General features: G+C 67.0%; 16 protein-coding genes. 6 read left to right on the top strand and 10 right to left on the bottom strand.

Going from position 1 to position 15,655, the window contains the following annotated elements; translation table 11 throughout:
* Positions 1-107 precede the first annotated feature (107 nt).
* Positions 108-749: a TetR/AcrR family transcriptional regulator gene (locus QRN63_RS10685; RefSeq protein WP_285030742.1), complete on the top strand. Its 642-nt coding sequence runs from the start codon at positions 108-110 to the stop codon at positions 747-749.
* Between the two features lie 4 nt (positions 750-753).
* On the opposite strand, the gene QRN63_RS10690 is transcribed toward QRN63_RS10685, so the two are convergent.
* The 6 genes from QRN63_RS10690 to sigJ form a co-directional block, all read right to left on the bottom strand.
* Positions 754-1,890, bottom strand: a complete 1,137-nt coding sequence (locus tag QRN63_RS10690) for an acyltransferase family protein (protein ID WP_285030743.1) — start codon at positions 1,888-1,890, stop codon at positions 754-756.
* Positions 1,891-1,916: 26 nt separating this feature from the next.
* On the bottom strand, positions 1,917-4,475 hold the full coding sequence (locus tag QRN63_RS10695; RefSeq protein WP_285030744.1) for a DEAD/DEAH box helicase: 2,559 nt from the start codon (positions 4,473-4,475) through the stop codon (positions 1,917-1,919).
* A gap of 57 nt (positions 4,476-4,532) precedes the next feature.
* The gene (locus QRN63_RS10700) at positions 4,533-4,910 is read right to left on the bottom strand and encodes a DUF4345 domain-containing protein (protein WP_285030745.1); all 378 of its coding nucleotides are present in this window, start codon (positions 4,908-4,910) and stop codon (positions 4,533-4,535) included.
* Positions 4,911-4,914: 4 nt separating this feature from the next.
* Positions 4,915-5,280, bottom strand: a complete 366-nt coding sequence (locus QRN63_RS10705; RefSeq protein ID WP_285030746.1) for a PNPOx family protein — start codon at positions 5,278-5,280, stop codon at positions 4,915-4,917.
* A 70-nt stretch (positions 5,281-5,350) separates the two neighbouring features.
* The gene (locus QRN63_RS10710) at positions 5,351-5,824 is read right to left on the bottom strand and encodes an SRPBCC family protein (RefSeq protein WP_285030747.1); all 474 of its coding nucleotides are present in this window, start codon (positions 5,822-5,824) and stop codon (positions 5,351-5,353) included.
* A 15-nt stretch (positions 5,825-5,839) separates the two neighbouring features.
* Entirely contained in the window at positions 5,840-6,718 is an 879-nt protein-coding gene (sigJ, locus tag QRN63_RS10715) for an RNA polymerase sigma factor SigJ (protein WP_285030748.1), read from the bottom strand.
* Between the two features lie 181 nt (positions 6,719-6,899).
* Between sigJ and QRN63_RS10720 the strand changes: the two genes are divergently transcribed.
* The 3 genes from QRN63_RS10720 to aceA all read left to right on the top strand — a co-directional run bounded on the left by QRN63_RS10720 (position 6,900) and on the right by aceA (position 11,053).
* Positions 6,900-8,279 carry a glutaminyl-peptide cyclotransferase gene (locus tag QRN63_RS10720; protein WP_285030749.1) on the top strand — a complete coding sequence of 460 codons (1,380 nt, stop codon included), beginning with the start codon at positions 6,900-6,902 and terminating at the stop codon, positions 8,277-8,279.
* 27 nt (positions 8,280-8,306) lie between these two features.
* A complete protein-coding gene (locus tag QRN63_RS10725) occupies positions 8,307-8,702 on the top strand; it encodes a tautomerase family protein (protein ID WP_285030750.1) in 396 nt (131 codons plus the stop codon).
* Between the two features lie 74 nt (positions 8,703-8,776).
* Positions 8,777-11,053 carry an isocitrate lyase ICL2 gene (gene aceA, locus QRN63_RS10730; protein ID WP_285030751.1) on the top strand — a complete coding sequence of 759 codons (2,277 nt, stop codon included), beginning with the start codon at positions 8,777-8,779 and terminating at the stop codon, positions 11,051-11,053.
* On the opposite strand, the gene QRN63_RS10735 is transcribed toward aceA, so the two are convergent.
* On the bottom strand, positions 11,050-11,901 hold the full coding sequence (locus QRN63_RS10735; protein WP_285030752.1) for a DMT family transporter: 852 nt from the start codon (positions 11,899-11,901) through the stop codon (positions 11,050-11,052). The genes aceA and QRN63_RS10735 overlap by 4 nt on opposite strands.
* A 161-nt stretch (positions 11,902-12,062) precedes the next feature.
* Between QRN63_RS10735 and QRN63_RS10740 the strand changes: the two genes are divergently transcribed.
* Together QRN63_RS10740 and QRN63_RS10745 are read left to right on the top strand one after the other, a co-directional pair.
* Positions 12,063-12,341 carry a hypothetical protein gene (locus tag QRN63_RS10740; RefSeq protein WP_285030753.1) on the top strand — a complete coding sequence of 93 codons (279 nt, stop codon included), beginning with the start codon at positions 12,063-12,065 and terminating at the stop codon, positions 12,339-12,341.
* A gap of 130 nt (positions 12,342-12,471) precedes the next feature.
* Positions 12,472-12,735, top strand: a complete 264-nt coding sequence (locus QRN63_RS10745; protein ID WP_285030754.1) for a hypothetical protein — start codon at positions 12,472-12,474, stop codon at positions 12,733-12,735.
* A 1-nt stretch (position 12,736) separates the two neighbouring features.
* Here QRN63_RS10745 and QRN63_RS10750 read toward each other — a convergent pair whose 3' ends face one another.
* From QRN63_RS10750 to ripD, 3 genes are all read right to left on the bottom strand, one after another.
* The gene (locus QRN63_RS10750) at positions 12,737-14,083 is read right to left on the bottom strand and encodes a sensor histidine kinase (protein WP_267317595.1); all 1,347 of its coding nucleotides are present in this window, start codon (positions 14,081-14,083) and stop codon (positions 12,737-12,739) included.
* Positions 14,084-14,161: 78 nt separating this feature from the next.
* Complete coding sequence (tpx, locus tag QRN63_RS10755; protein ID WP_267317596.1) at positions 14,162-14,656, bottom strand: thiol peroxidase; 495 nt, start codon at positions 14,654-14,656, stop codon at positions 14,162-14,164.
* Between the two features lie 58 nt (positions 14,657-14,714).
* Positions 14,715-15,395, bottom strand: coding sequence for an NlpC/P60 family peptidoglycan-binding protein RipD (ripD, locus tag QRN63_RS10760; protein ID WP_285030755.1), 681 nt, complete (start codon positions 15,393-15,395; stop codon positions 14,715-14,717).
* Between the last annotated feature and the right edge of the window lie 260 nt (positions 15,396-15,655).

Raw genomic sequence — 15,655 nt, forward strand, 5'->3', positions numbered from 1 at the left:
TGAGCATGACGGCTGCACCCATGGACGGTCCTTTCCGGCGGACGAGAGTTTTGGATAGTAGACACTATCCAGAAAATCGGCGTCAAGGGCCGCTATGTTTGGACACCGTGGCCCTGCCCGAAACGCCGACACAGACGCCGGCACCCCGCCGCCCACGCGGCGAGGCCCGTCGGCTATTGCTCGCCGAGGCGCAGAACCTGTTCTCCCGCAAGGACTATCGCAGTACCACGACCCGTGAGATCGCTGACGCGGCCGGCGTCACCGAACATCTGCTGTTTCGGTACTTCGGTTCGAAGGCAGGCCTGTTCCGCGAGGCGATCGTGCTGCCGTTCACCGATTTCGTCGACGGCTTCGCACAGACCTGGCACACCCTGCGGCCCGAGGACACCGACGAACAGACCCTCGCTAGGCATTTCGTCGGCCGGCTCTACGACGTCCTCGCCGAACACCGCGGGCTGCTGCTCACGCTCGTCGCGGCCGACGATCTCGGTGACGAGATGGAAAGCGCCGGCATCGCCGACATCCGGGCGGCGCTCGCGACGCTGGGCCGGATCAGCACCGAGGGCATGCAACTGCGTGGCATCGCCTCGGACCAACCCGACCTGCCCGCGCATTCGACGGTGGCCATGATCGTGGGGATGGTCGCCCTTCGCTCCACGCTGTTCGGTGACGCCCCGCCGTCGCGGGACGCGATCGTCGACGAACTGGTGCAGGCCACCCTGCACGGCTTCCTGCACCGCACCACGTGAATCGTCAGGTTGTCACTGCGGCCTGCCGCCGGGCTTCCCAGCGCCGCAACGCCACCCGGCAGGGCTCCTCGAGCAGCGCGTAACTCACCGCGGCCACCGCGAAGCCGAACGTCGTCGTCAGGACCATCACGACCGGCAGCGCGCCGGGGAACGCCGTCTGCCCGATCATCGCGAGCACCATGTCGAGCGCGGCGAGATGCCACAGAAACAGGCCGTACGACCAGCGACCGAGCGTTACCATCGGGGCGCTGGCCAGCACCCGGTGCCGGTCGTCCGGGGTACCCAGGACCAGCGGCGCCAGCAGTGCCCCGGCGATCACGGCTCCCAGTGCCGTTCGCACGATGAACTGGCCTAGCGTCGCATGCTGGTGCCCGCCGGGCATCGCCAGCGGCGATGCCCCGACCAGGAACGCGACCACCGCCACCGCCATCAGTAGCGAGCGCTGCCGGGCCAACCGATGCGCCCAGCCGTACGGCCGGAACATCCACTCCGCCAACAGCATCCCGACGGCGAACCACGAGGCATACGCCGGCAGCCAGTTGAGCGGATTGGCGCCGTAGTACGCGGGAATCGGCAGATAACCCCAGCCGAAACTGAGCAGCGCCACGCCCGCGATCACCGGAACCCGCATCCGCAGCGACAGTTTCGCGACCAGGAGCGCCAACAGCGGCACCACGAGATAGAAAGCCATCTCGACCGACAGGCTCCACATCTGGGTGAGCCCGGCGATCAGCGTCTTGGGTACGAAGACCTGGGTCAGGGTCAGATTAGCGATCCACACCGCCCGGTCCGCACGATGGGCGTCCGGCAACAGCGTCAGCACCGCGACGACCGTCAGCAGATACGCAGGCATGATCCGGACCAACCGGGAACGGTAGTACGGCGCCACCTCGGGTTCGGCCCGCAGTCCGTGCGCCGCAGCAGCGTGACCACGCCACAGCAGGAAGCCCGACAACGCGAAGAACACGGCCACCGACAGGTCGAAGCGAGCCAGCAACCGTCCGACGACGCCGTCGGTGTAGCCCGTCTGCAATGCCACATGTGTGAGCACGACGCCCAGTGCCGCCGCAGCCCGAAGCCCCTCGACCGCAGGCAGGAACCCTCGGGTGCCGCTGACAGGCTCGGCGGCAGGGGCGGTCATGCGCACAGTCTGCCCGAGAAGTGCGCTCAGCTACCGAAAAGTCCCGCATCGACGACGCGGATGATGGGTGCACCGTCCTCGTCGGACGCGGCCAGGTCGACTTCCACGTCGATGCCCCAGTCGTGATCATGCGCCGGGTCGTCCAGGATCTGCCGGACGCGCCACACGCCGGGCGCCCGGTCGAAGATCAACATGGCGGGGCCGCGGGCGTCGGCGCCGGTGCCGAGGTCGTCGTGCTCGGCGAAGTACTGCTCCCCCACCGACTCCCAGCGCTGCGCCGTCCACCCGGATCCGGAATCGAGGGCCCCCAGTTCGTCCCAGCGGCGCCGGGCCCACAGCTCCACGCGCCGGAACAGCGCGTTGCGGACCATCGCGGTGAAGGCCCGCTCGTTGCCGGTCAGGGGCCGCACCGGCGCCGGCACTGCGACCTCGTCCACCTGATCCGTGCTGGTCAACTGCTCCCATTCGTCGAGCAAGCTCGAATCGACCTGGCGCACAAGCTCACCCAGCCATTCGACGATGTCGGTGAGCTCGTCGGTCCGGGCGGCGGCCGGCACCCCGGACCGCAGCGCCTTGAAGGCGTCGGACAGGTAGCGCAGCACTGCGCCCTCCGTGCGGGTCAGGCCGTAGGCACTGACGTACTCCTTGAACGTCAGCCCCTGCTCCCACATCTCACGCACGACGGACTTCGGGGCCGGGTGCCCGTCCGCCGCCCACGGATTGCTCCGGCAGTACACCTCGAAGCAGTGCGTCAGCAGTTCGTCGAGCGGGCGCGGGTAGGTGATGTCGTCGAGCAGTTCGATGCGCTCGTCGTATTCGATGCCCTCGGCCTTCATCGCCGCGACGGCCTCGCCCCGGGCCTTCTTCAGCTGGGCCGCCAGGATCTGGCGCGGGTCCTCGAGCGTCGCCTCGATCACCGAAACCACATCGCGCGCAAAGGTTTCCGAACCGGGGTCGAGCAGCTCGACGGCGGCCAGCGCGAACGTCGACAGCGGTTGGTTCAGTGCGAAATCCGGTGGCAGATCCACCGTCAGCCGGTACCGGCGCCCATCGGGTTCCGGTTCGGCCAGCCGTTCCAGCACTCCGGCCTGCAGCAGCGAACGGGCGATACCGACCGCCTCGCGGATGTGCCGCAGCTGCCGTTTCCGTGGCTCATGGTTCTCGCTGAGCAACCGGCGCATGGCCAGGCAGGGATCACCGGGACGGTCGACGACGTCGAGGATCATCGCCGTGGACACCCGCATGTTGCTCGTGAGCGCTTCGGGCGCGGCCTCGACGAGGCGCTTCATGGTGTTCTCGCCCCACGGCACCATGCCTTCGGGAGCCTTGCGGCGCACCAACTTTCGGCGCTTCTTCGCATCGTCGGCGACCTTGGCGAACTGCTTGAGGTTCTCGACCTCGTGCTCGGGGGCCTGCACGACGACGGTGCCCGCGGTGTCGTAGCCGGCCCGCCCAGCGCGGCCGGCGATCTGGTGGAACTCGCGGGCGTTGAGCAGCCGGGTACGGGTGCCGTCGTACTTCGACAGCGCCGAGAAGACGACGGTACGGATCGGCACATTGATGCCCACGCCGAGGGTGTCGGTGCCGCAGATGACCTTCAGCAGCCCGGCCTGCGCCAGCTGTTCCACCAGACGCCGGTACTTGGGCAGCATGCCGGCGTGGTGGACGCCGATGCCGTGCCGCACCAGCCGCGACAGCGTCGAGCCGAACGCCGTGGTGAACCGGAAGCCGCCGATGTGCTCGGCGATGGCCGCCTTCTCCTCCTTGGTGCTCACGTTGACGCTCATCAGCGCCTGCGCCCGCTCCAGCGCGGCGGCCTGCGTGAAATGCACGACGTAGATCGGCGACTGCTTGGTCTGCAGCAGATCGGCGATGGTTTCGTGCATCGCGGTCGTCGCGTAGCTGTAGAACAGCGGCACCGGGCGTTCGGCGCCCGCCACCAGCGCCGTCGAACGGCCGGTACGGCGGGTGAGGTCTTCGCGCAACACGGTCACGTCGCCGAGCGTCGCCGACATCAACAGGAACTGCGCCCTGGGTAATTCGAGCAGCGGCACCTGCCATGCCCAGCCGCGGTCGGGGTCGCCGTAGAAATGGAACTCGTCCATCACCACCAGCCCGATATCGGCGTCGGCGCCTTCGCGCAGCGCTATGTTGGCGAGGATTTCGGCGGTGCACGCGATGATCGGCGCACCCGCGTTGACCGCCGCGTCGCCCGTGAGCATGCCCACGTTCGCTGCGCCGAACACGTCGCACAATGCGAAGAACTTCTCGCTGACCAAGGCCTTGATGGGCGCGGTGTAGTAGCTGCGCCGGTTCGCGGCAAGCGCGAAGTACACCCCACCCGTGGCCACCAGCGACTTGCCGGACCCCGTCGGCGTCGCCAGCACCACGTTGGCGCCACTCACCAGCTCGATGAGGGCCTCTTCCTGCGCCGGGTACAGCGCGGTCCCCGACGCGTCGGCCCACTCGGCGAACGTCGCCAGCAGTTCGTCGGGGTCAGCGCCCGCCGCGCGCAGCGCGGACAGGTCGGCGGGGTCGTCAAGGAGCGACCCCGAAGAATTCGGGTGGGACGGTACGGCTGGCATCGGAGACAAGCCTGCCTGACGCACGGCAGCCAGTACCGACTGGGCCAACACCCGCAGTCACTTCGGGCCGATGGCGGAGTACCACAGCGTCAACGCCGCGGCCGCGAACTCTGCCCCCGCGGCCGCGACGAACACCGGGTGAGGCATGCCGACGACGACAATCGAAAGCAGTCGGGACAGTGCCAGCCCACCCATGGTCAGCGCCAGAACTCTGAGCAGCATCACGGGAACACGGAGTTGACGTACCGCCCAGAGGTACGCGAAACCAAGGCCGATCAACAGAACTCCACCAGCGCGGGTCTCACTGTCCACCGATGCGCTCATGGCTTCGCTGCCCAGAATGGTGGCCACGGGCAGCGCGATGCGCGCGGCACCCAGCACGACCAGCGATAGCCCGACGAACCAACCGAGGAGGTTCAGCGCCCTGGCGATCATGTGATTACCTTTCACTGAGTCTGACGCGGATCATTGCGGTGGACAGTGCGGCACGTTCCAGGTCGCCGAGGTGCGGCTCGTTGCCGGGGCCCAGACGCACGGCGTGATACCTGGCGTCGCGAGGCACAACTCGCAGGTGCCGGGCCAGATGTTCGGTGACGATCGGACCCGTCACCGCGAGCGCGGTGCCGGCCCGGCTCCGCCCGTCAACCCTCGCAGTCACCGGCGCACGTCGGCGGAGGTTCTTCCACCAGGGCGCGTCGGTGAAACACACCAGTTCAGAACCTTCGATCGAGTAGCTCACCGGCACTTGATAGATCGTGCCGGACACGCGCCCCGTGACGGCGAGCACCAAGGTGTTGTGGCTCATAAACCGATGCAGCGGGCTCCGCAACAGCAGCCGCACAACTACATTGACCGGCTCCGGAATCGTCGGGTGTTCAGTCACGGGAACCGGCCGAAGCAGCGGACGTTTCGAGGTCGCGCGCGCACGCGGCGAGGATGCGTCGAAACACGTGCCGGAGAACCGGCTTTACGAGGATTCGAGTCGCGGCGCCGGCGGCGAACGGAAGCGCCATCTGCACACGCGTGGTCCATGTGACCACGGTGTGGCCCGCATCGTCGACTTCGAACGTCATCGACCCGCCGTCATGGTTCGAGGGGGGAAAGCTTTGATCGACAACGTATTCGAACGAGCGTGGCGCCTCGTATTCGGTGATCCGTTCGTGGAACCGCCCGATCAGCCACATGTGCATCCGGAGTGCACCGCGCCCATACGGCGCGTCCTGCCCGGGCCGGATCAGTTTGTCGCGAAGGACCCATACGGTGGCCTCGTAGTTGGTGCTGTCGGCGCACCAGTCAAATACCGCCTCCGGCGCGGCTGCGATGCTGCGCCGCACGGTGATCGTCTCCATTGTCGTGGCCTCCCTTTATGAACGCGACAGATTGAATACTCGGCCGATGTTGGTCAGCTTCTCCGGGTTGCGCACCGCATAGATGCCGTGGATGAGACCGTCTGTGATATCGAAAAGCACTACCTGGTAAGCAGTTTCGCCGTCCCAGCACGCCATGGCCGGCATCTCGTTGAACCGAATGAACTGCACGCGCAAGGGCGGCGCTTTTCTTGCCACCCCGATGCAGAAGTGAGCCACAGTCGCGGCACCCGTCACCGACCGTCGCGCGGCCACCACTTTGCCGCCACCGTCCGACAGCTGCACGACGTCCGGGGCGAGCAGGTTCATGAGGGATTGCAGATCACCCGAGCGCGCGGAATCCAGAAAGCGTGCGACCACCTCATCAGCCCGATCGGGGTGTGCTTCGAAACGGCGGTGTCGAGCCTGGACGTGGGACCGGGACCGACGGGCGATTTGCCGAACCGCCGCCTCCGATTTACCAGTGAACGCGGCGATTTCGGTCAGTGCAAACCTGAATACCTCATGCAGGACGAAGACTGCCCGTTCGTCCGGCGTAAGCGATTCGAGCACGACCATCATGGCGACGGACACCGAGTCGGCCAGATCTGGATCGACGTCGGCACCGTGACCCGTCGACACCGGCTCGGGCAGCCAACTACCGACGTAGCATTCGCGGCGGCGCTGTGACGAACGAAGGTGGTTGAGCGCTTGGCGAGCAACGATTTGGGCAAGATAGTTGCGCGGGTTCACGACAGTGGACTGGTCGACTTCGATCCAGCGCAAGTACGCCTCGTGCAGAATGTCCTCTGCGTCGACGATGGTTCCGGCGATTTCGTAGGCGATGGTGAACAACAACGAGCGATGTTCGATGAACACAGCATCGGCAGCAGTCACCTCGCCTCCTTCGTGTCGCGGTCCTGCCATATAGACACCACGCGCCACCAGGATCGTGACACTGTCAGCCGTGATGCAGGTCACATATTCGCGCGAGGCGCCCCGCAATGCAGCCGGGTCGCGTGGGTCAACTGGCAGACCGGACGGCTGTGGCGGGCGGTCACTCGGCAATATTGCTGATGTGACGTGGTTGATCCCGGACGCGCTCATCGTGGCGTTGTCTCCCATGGCGGTGCTGCCGCCGGTGCTGCTCCTGCTGTACTCGGACCGACCCCGAAGCACCGGGCTGACCTACCTGTGTGGGTGGCTCGCCGGAATGGCGGCCGTCATCAGCGCGGTGGTGCTGGTGTCCCCGGTCGGGCAATCACACGCGGCGACGACCAGTTCCCGGTTGCAGCTGGGCATCGGCATCGTGCTGGTCGCGCTCGGCATCGTCACGTGGTTGCGGCGCAGGCACTACGCACAGGCGACAGGCTGGCTCACGCGGCTGCAGTCCGCGTCGCCACTGGTCACCGGGATCACCGGGCTGGTTTTCGCCGTCGCGAACCCGAAGTTCATCCTGGCGTGCGTCGCCGGTGGCGTGGCCATCGACGCGCTGCTGACCGCACCCGCCGAAAAGGCCAGTGCCATCGGCCTTTTTGTCGTACTGGCCGGGTCCACCACAGCGGCGCCGATCCTGGCGCACCTGGTGGCCTCGCGGTACGCCGAGAAGGGCCTGGAGCGGATGCGCCACTGGGTCCAGGAACACACTGCCGCGATCACCGCCGTGACGCTGACGGCCGTCGGCGCGCTCCTGATCGTGGTGGCGGGAATTCCCACCGCCGCTGCCGATCAGGTCGCCAGACTCCAGCCCGTGGTACTCGAACGGTTCGACCACGACTCCGTCGCATTCACCGAGGGCATGTTCGTCGACGGTGCGACGCTGTACGAGAGCACGGGCCTCGAAGGACAATCCGAACTGCGCGAACTCGATGCCGACACCGGACAGCTGCGTCGCGCGGTCCCGCTGCCGCCTGCGTATTTCGGTGAGGGCATCGCCGACGCCGGTGCGCACCTGTGGCAGCTGACCTACGAGAACGGCGTCGCCATCGAGTGGGACAAAGCCACGCTGACCATGCTGCGCGAGGTGCCGCTCGACGGTCAGGGCTGGGGCCTCTGCCGGGCGGGTGACCGGCTGATCCGCAGCGACGGATCGGCGAACCTGCGTTTCCATCGCCTCGACGACATGCGCGAAACCGGCACCATGGCGGTGACCTACAACGGCGTACCGGTGTCGGGTCTCAACAGCCTCGACTGCGCCGGGAACCGGATCTGGGCCAACGTGTTCCCCACCGACCAGATCGTGGAGATCGACGGCGCGACGGGCGTCGTCACGGCCGTTGTGTACGCCACGGGGCTGCGCGATTCCGCCTGGCACGGCAAAGCCGAGGTGCTCAACGGCATCGCGCATCTCGGTGGGCCGGGCGGTAATGGGCAGTTCCTGGTCACCGGCAAGTACTGGCCGACGGTCTACCGGGTCCGGTTCGAGCCCGCCGTCGACGGTGAAATTCAGGTGCGCTGACAGCCGCCGGGTGTGACGATCAGCGCCATGCCGAGTTCACTGATCGAGGTCCGGCGCCGGTACAGCCGGCCCGACGAGGCCGCCATCATCGATGCCGTGCACGGTGCGCTGGTCGCCGCGTTCCAGATCCCGGTCGGCGACAAGCACGTCCGGCTGCTGGTCCATGAGCCGCACCGGTTTTCGCATGCGCCGCATCTCGAGCATCCCGAGCGGTACACCCTGGTGACCGTCGACTGTTTTGCCGGCCGGTCGGTGGATGCCAAACGCGCGTTGTACCGCGAGATCACGGGCCGGCTTGCCGCCTTCGGCATTCCGGCCGACCACATCACGATCCTGCTCCGGGAGAGCGCACTGGAGAACTGGGGCATCCGCGGCGGGCAGGCCGCGTGCGATGTCGACCTCGGCTTCGACGTGAATGTCTGATCGCGTATTCACGGCCGCCCCGCGGCGATAGGCTCGGAGAGCTCATCGGAAACAAGCTCAGCAAGGAGCAGTCCATGACTCTCGAAGCAGTGGCGACATCGTTCGAGCAGAACGTCGCCGACGTGCAGGAGTATTTCGACAGCCCCCGTTTCGACGGCATCACGCGGCTCTACACCGCGCGTCAGGTCGTCGAACAGCGCGGCACCATCCCGACCGACTATCCGGTGGCCCGGCAGGCCGCGGAAGCGTTCTACCCGCGGCTGCGCGAACTGTTCGCGCAGAAGAAGAGCATCACGACGTTCGGGCCGTACTCCCCCGGCCAGGCCGTGGTGATGAAGCGGATCGGCATCGAAGGCATTTACCTCGGTGGCTGGGCCACCTCGGCCAAGGGCTCGATCAGTGAGGACCCCGGGCCCGACCTCGCCAGCTATCCGCTGAGCCAGGTGCCCGACGAGGCCGCCGGACTGGTACGTGCGCTGCTGACCGCGGACCGCAACCAGCAGTACCTGCGGCTGCAGATGACCGAAGAACAGCGGGCGGCCACCCCCGCGATCGACTACCGGCCGTTCATCATCGCCGACGCCGACACCGGCCATGGTGGAGATGCCCACGTCCGCAACCTGATTCGCCGTTTTGTCGAGTCGGGCGTCCCCGGATACCACATCGAGGATCAGCGGCCCGGCACCAAGAAGTGCGGCCACCAGGGCGGCAAGGTGCTGGTGCCGTCGGACGAGCAGCTCAAGCGCCTCAACACCGCGCGCTTCCAGCTGGACATGATGGGTGTGCCGGGAATCATCGTGGCGCGCACCGACGCCGAGGCCGCGAACCTCATCGACAGTGCCGCCGATGAGCGCGACCAGCCCTTCCTGCTGGGCGCGACCAATCTGAACATCCCGTCCTACAAGTCGTGTTTCCTGGCCATGGTGCGGCGCTTCCACGACAAGGGTGTCACCGACCTGCGCGGTCACCTTCTCTACGCGTTGCCCGAAGGCCAGTACGCCACCGCCGACGCCTGGCTGGACAGCCATGGCATCGCGGGCCTCATCGACGAGGCGGCCGCGGTCTGGGACCCGAACTCCGGGCAGTCCGTCGACGCGGTTTTCGACAAGGTCGAGTCGAAGTTCGTCGAAGCGTGGCAGGCGGATTCGGGACTGAACACCTACTGCGAGGCCGTGGCCGAGGTGCTGCAGTTCCGGGCCAAGGAGGGCGAGGCCACGACGGTGAGCCCCGAGGAATGGCGCAAGTTCGCCGCGCGCGCGTCGCTGTATGCGGCGCGGGAGAAGGCCCGCGAGCTGGGCGCCGACGTGGCCTGGGACTGTGAGCTCGCCAAGACGCCCGAGGGCTACTACCAGGTGCGCGGCGGCATCCCGTACGCCATCGCGAAATCCCTTGCGGCCGCGCCATTCGCGGATATCCTGTGGATGGAGACCAAAACCGCGGACCTGGCCGACGCCCGGGAATTCGCGGAGGCCATCCACGCCGAATTCCCGGACCAGATGCTGGCGTACAACCTGTCACCGTCGTTCAACTGGGACACCACCGGCATGACCGATGATGAGATGCGGGCGTTCCCAGAGGAACTCGGCAAGATGGGGTTCGTCTTCAATTTCATCACCTATGGCGGTCACCAGGTGGACGGTGTGGCGTGCGAGGAGTTCGCGACATCCCTGCGCCAGGAGGGCATGCTGGCGCTGGCCCGCCTGCAACGCAAGATGCGGCTCGTCGAATCTCCTTACCGCACACCGCAAACCCTGGTCGGCGGGCCGCGCAGCGATGCCGCGCTGGCCGCGTCGTCGGGCCGGACCGCGACCACCAAGGCGATGGGTGCCGGCTCCACGCAACACCAGCATCTCGTCCAGACCGAGGTGCCCAAGAAGCTGCTCGAAGAGTGGCTGGCCATGTGGAGCGATCACTACCAGATCGGCGAGACTCTGCACGTGCAGCTGCGTCCCCGCCGTGCGGGTTCCGACGTCCTGGATCTGGGCATCTACGGTAGCGGCGACGAGCCCCTGGCCAACGTCGTCGTCGACCCGATCAAGGACCGCTACGGCCGCAACATCCTCACGGTGCGCGACCAGAACACGTTCGCCGAGAAGCTACGGCAGAAGCGCCTGATGGATCTGATCCACGTCTGGCTGATCCACCGCTTCAAGTCGGAGATCGTCTACTACGTGACGCCGACGGAGGACAACATCTACCAGACCGAGAAGATGAAGTCGCACGGCCTGTTCAGCAACGTCTACCAGGAGGTCGGCGAGATCATCGTCGCCGATGTCAACAAGGCACGGATCGACGAACTGCTGGCACCGGACCGCGAGGCCCTCGGCCGCTTGATCCGCAAGGAGGATTAGACCGCCGGTTCCTCTTCTGCCGCACCGAATATCGCGATCGCGACCGCACCGGCGACCGCGGTGGCGAACGCGACCCCGACCAGCCACCCGAGTCCGGGCTTGGCCACGTCGCCCAGTAGCAGCACGCCGACCACGCCCGGAATCACCGTCTCCCCCATGACGAGTGCGGCGGCCACACCGTTCACCGAACCGATTTGCAGTGCGACGGTGAAGAGGTAGAAACCACCGCCGCCGGCGATCACCACCGCCCACGCCGCCGGGTCGGAGATCAGCACGTCCCACCGGAACGGGTCGAGCCCGTGGACGATCCGGACCGCCACGGCCATGGCGCCGTACAGCACCCCGGCGATCAGCCCGGCCGGAACAGCGGCCTTCCCGCCCAGCAGCCGGACGAGCACCAACCCGAACACGAAGATGAGCACCGCTGTCGCCAGCACGCTCCAGTGCATGTGCCGACCCGGTACCTCGGTGCCGAGTTCACCGGCGCTGAAGCCCAGGATGCACAGTGCCACAAGGACTACCGCGATGGCAGCCCAGTCCCGCGTGCGCAGGCGGACGCCGAGCACCAGGACACTGAGGACGGCGGTCACCGCGAGATTGGCGCTCATGATGGTCTGCGACAGGAAGAGCGGAATCAGCCGCGCCGAGACCAGGCTGCCGAGGAATCCCAGCCCGTCCAGGAGCATGCCGGCGAGGAACAGCGGCGCGAGGATCGCAGTCACGGTCGAGCGGAACGTCGGGGCGGTGACGGCGGCGTCGCCGACCCGGCGCGCGGCGCGCGACTGCAAGACCGACGCGGTGCCGTAGCTGAAGCAGGCAACCAGCGCCGCGATGACGCCGATCAGCATTGCGCGGCTTCGGCGTCGGCGAACCGAGGATTGGCAGGCATCGGCCAATTGTATGGAGCCGACTTCAAACCGAGACCCAGCACTTACGTGAGGCATAGCTGATCCACAACCTGCTGCCGTTCCATGGTCGGACAGCCCGCCACGAAAGGAGACGATCGATCATGAAACCCACCAAACTGATTGCCGGCCTGGCGATCGCAGGCAGCCTCGGTGCCGGCCTCGTGACGCTGGGCGCCGGCGTTGCCACGGCCGACCCCGGTTGGGGTCCGCCGCCGCCCCCACCCGGCCCGGGTTGGGGGCCGCCGACGCCCGACCACCACTGGGGACCGCCACCACGTGAGTGGGGACCACCGCCGCCGCCTGACGGAAACCCGCCCGGCACCTGGAACGGCGGCTGGGAGCCGGATGGCGGTGTGTGCCTGTTCGGCGCCTGCATCTAGGCGAAAGCTGCTGCCTAAGGTGCACACAGGCCATACATAGCTTGACTAACGATAATGGCTACAGACCGAGAAACAGCGAGCGCCGCAACGTTGTTGTGGTGATCGGGTGAGTCGAGGAATGGAGTAAGTAATGAAATCGATAAAGCTCATTGTTGGTATGGCCGTCGCCAGCGGCATCGCGGCCGGCGCCGTCGGGCTGGGAGCCGGTACTGCCAGTGCCGATACCGGCATGGCTCCCGTCCCGGTGCGCTGGGGCAACCACGATCACGGTTGGAACGGCCCCGGTTGGGGCGGGCCGCCCCCGCCTCCGGCATGGGGCTGGAACCCGCCGGGCACCTGGAACGGCGGCTGGGAACCTGACGGCGGATTCTGCATCTTCGCCGCCTGCATCTAGCTCAGTCCGAATGCGGGCGCGGTGCCGGCAGCTCCAGCAGCAGCCGGGCACCGCCGAGTGGACTCTGCGTCAAAGACGCTGTGCCACCGTGCAGTTCGGCCTGCTGGGCGACCAATGCGAGACCAAGGCCAGAACCCGAATGTGACGCGGTGGAGCCGCGTGCGAAGCGGTCGAACACCGCGTCACGTTCGTGTTCCGGTACGCCGGTGCCATTGTCGTCGATGGCGATCTGCACCCCGTCGTGCGAGCTGACGGCGGACAGCTGCACCCGCGTCGCGCCACCGTGTTTGACGGCGTTGGCGATCGCGTTGTCGACGACCAGCCGCAGCCCGACAGGCAGCCCCAGCATCAACACCGTCGGAGATGGCACGAGGGCCACGTTGAGGTCGGGGTACACCCGCACCGCGTCGTGGGCGGCCCGGTCGAGCAGCTCCGTGATGTCGACGGGCACCAGATCGTCAGCCGTGGTCAGCTCGCCCTGGGCGAGCCGTTCCAGGGCCGTGAGCGTCGCCTCGATACGGCTCTGGGTACGCATGACGTCACCGATAACCTCGGCACGCTGCTCGGCCTCGAGGTCCAGCGTCGACAGCACCTCGAGGTTGGTACGCATCGCGGTCAGCGGCGTGCGCAACTCGTGCGATGCCACCGACGCGAAGTCACGGGCCGACTCCAGTGCGGCCTTGGTGCGTTGCTGCTCCTCGCCGATGCGGGCCAGCATGCCCTCGACGGCCTCGGCGATCTCCACGGCTTCCGAGACGCCGCGCACGTGCACCTCTTCGGGTTTCGACTGCGAATTGATCTGCCGCGCCTGCTGAGCGAGCTTTCGGAACGGGTTGATCATCACGAACCACATCGACCCACCGACCACGAACGTGCCGAGGATGACGCCGCTGCAGATGGCCAGAATGCGGATGTGCAGCGTGCGGATCTGTCGCTGGGCCTCCGCCAGCGGTGCGCCGAGGGCGATCGACGCCGAGCCAGTGGTGACGGTACGGACCCGGTATTCGACGCCATTGATCGTGGTGTTGGCATAGCCGGCCTCGAACTGCGGAAGCACGATCTCGGGAGGCATCGAGACCGTGGCGGCACCGATGCGAACGGTCTGCACCAGTGAGCCCTCGGACTGCGGCGTGCCGGTGGGGCTCTGTCTGGCGATGCTCAGCAAGGTGTTGACGTCGGGCAGGCTGCTCAGCGAGTCCAGCCGGCGGTCGAGCTGGCTGTACTGGTCGTTGGTGACACCGATCCACACCCAGGTCCCGATGATCAGCACCGTCGCGACCACCGACAACGCGGCCACAACGACGATGACACGCAACGACAGAGCCGGTATCGGTAATCGCAACTGCACCAGGTCATCATGCCCGATGCAGAAACGCGGACGGGGTGCGTGCCCGTGGCACACACCCCGTCCGTCGCAGAGCCGGTGTTACTTGGCGGCAGCCAGCGCCGCGTCGTAGTCGGGTTCCTGGGCGATCTCGGGCACCAGTTCGGTGTACGCGACGTTGCCGTCGGCGCCGATCACCACGATGGCGCGCGCGAGCAGGCCGGCCATCGGGCCGTCGGCGATCGTCACGCCGTAGTCCTCACCGAAGCTGTCGCGGAACGCCGACGCGGTGGAGACGTTCTCGATGTCCTCGGCGCCGCAGAAGCGCTTCTGGGCGAACGGCAGATCCTTGGACACGTTCACGACGGTGGCGCCGTCGGCGGCCACCCGCTGGTTGAAGGTCCGCACGCTGGTGGCACACACCGGCGTATCGACCGACGGAAAGATGTTGAGCACCACGGACTTACCGCTGAACTGCTCGTTGGTCACCGGACCCAGGTCAGCTCCGGTCAAAGCGAACGCAGGAGCCGGGGAGCCGACAGCGGGCAGGTCGCCGACGGTGTTGATGGGGTTTCCACGCAGGGTTATCTGTGCCATACCCGACAGTCTGTCAAGACTGCGTCACGTCCGCAGCGCTGGGGTGCTGCTGCGGCCACTACTGCCACTCGATGATGCGGCTCAGGTACGGGTCCATGCCGTTGGTGCGGACCTGGGTCACAGCCACCGCGGGCTCGGTGCCCTCGATCATCTGACCGTTGCCGACGAACAGCGCGACGCTCTGCGAGCCGGCCGGACCGTAGAACAGCAGGTCGCCCGGCAGCGCCTGATCCGCGGTGATCTTGCGACCGACCTTGTACTGCTCGCCTGACGACCGCGGCAGCTTGATGCCGACGCCGGCGAACGCGTACTGCACCAGACCGGAGGCATCGAAGCCCGGCGTGGTCGGCGCCGGCGTGATGGCGCCCGCCGTCGGCGACGGGCCGAACAGCCCCGACAGGCCCGGGATGATCGCGTTGGTCTGCGGGGCGGCCGCCGGCTGCGCGACAGCCGTCGGCTGCAGGCCGAGCTGAGGAGCCGGCTGCGCGACCGGGGCAGCGGCGGTCGTGACGCTGGCCGGCGGCAGGCTCGGGCCGTTGGCGTTGCCACCGCCGTAGACGAACGGCACCCCGCGCTGCGAGAGCGCACGCTGGATGACGAAGTCGATGGCCTGCCGGTGGGTGCCGCCGGTCCAGGTGCTGTCGGCGGACGCGCGGGGTGCCGACACCAGCGGGGCCGCCACCGCCATGGGCGCTGCCAGCAGTGCCGCGCTCGCCACTGTCACAATCATCCGTCGCATTTCGGCTACCTCTCGTCGTGCGCCACCGGGACGCACGACGCCGCATGATCTACGCAGGGGTCGCGTCCCCGGAGGTCCCTCTAGTCACAAATTTCACTAACGTCACTTTAACCCCACGCGCGCGCCTTATCCCACATAAATGCAGGTCAGCGCGCGATCTTTATCGAAACTGTGATCGAAAGGTGATCGAGTGTGACGACACCTCTTGTCATGTCGCAGGACATAGGTGACAGTTCTGCATCAGGACATCGGTGACAGTT

The sequence above is a fragment of the Mycolicibacterium sp. lyk4-40-TYG-92 genome (assembly GCF_030209435.1).
In the GTDB taxonomy this organism is placed as follows: Bacteria; Actinomycetota; Actinomycetes; order Mycobacteriales; family Mycobacteriaceae; genus Mycobacterium.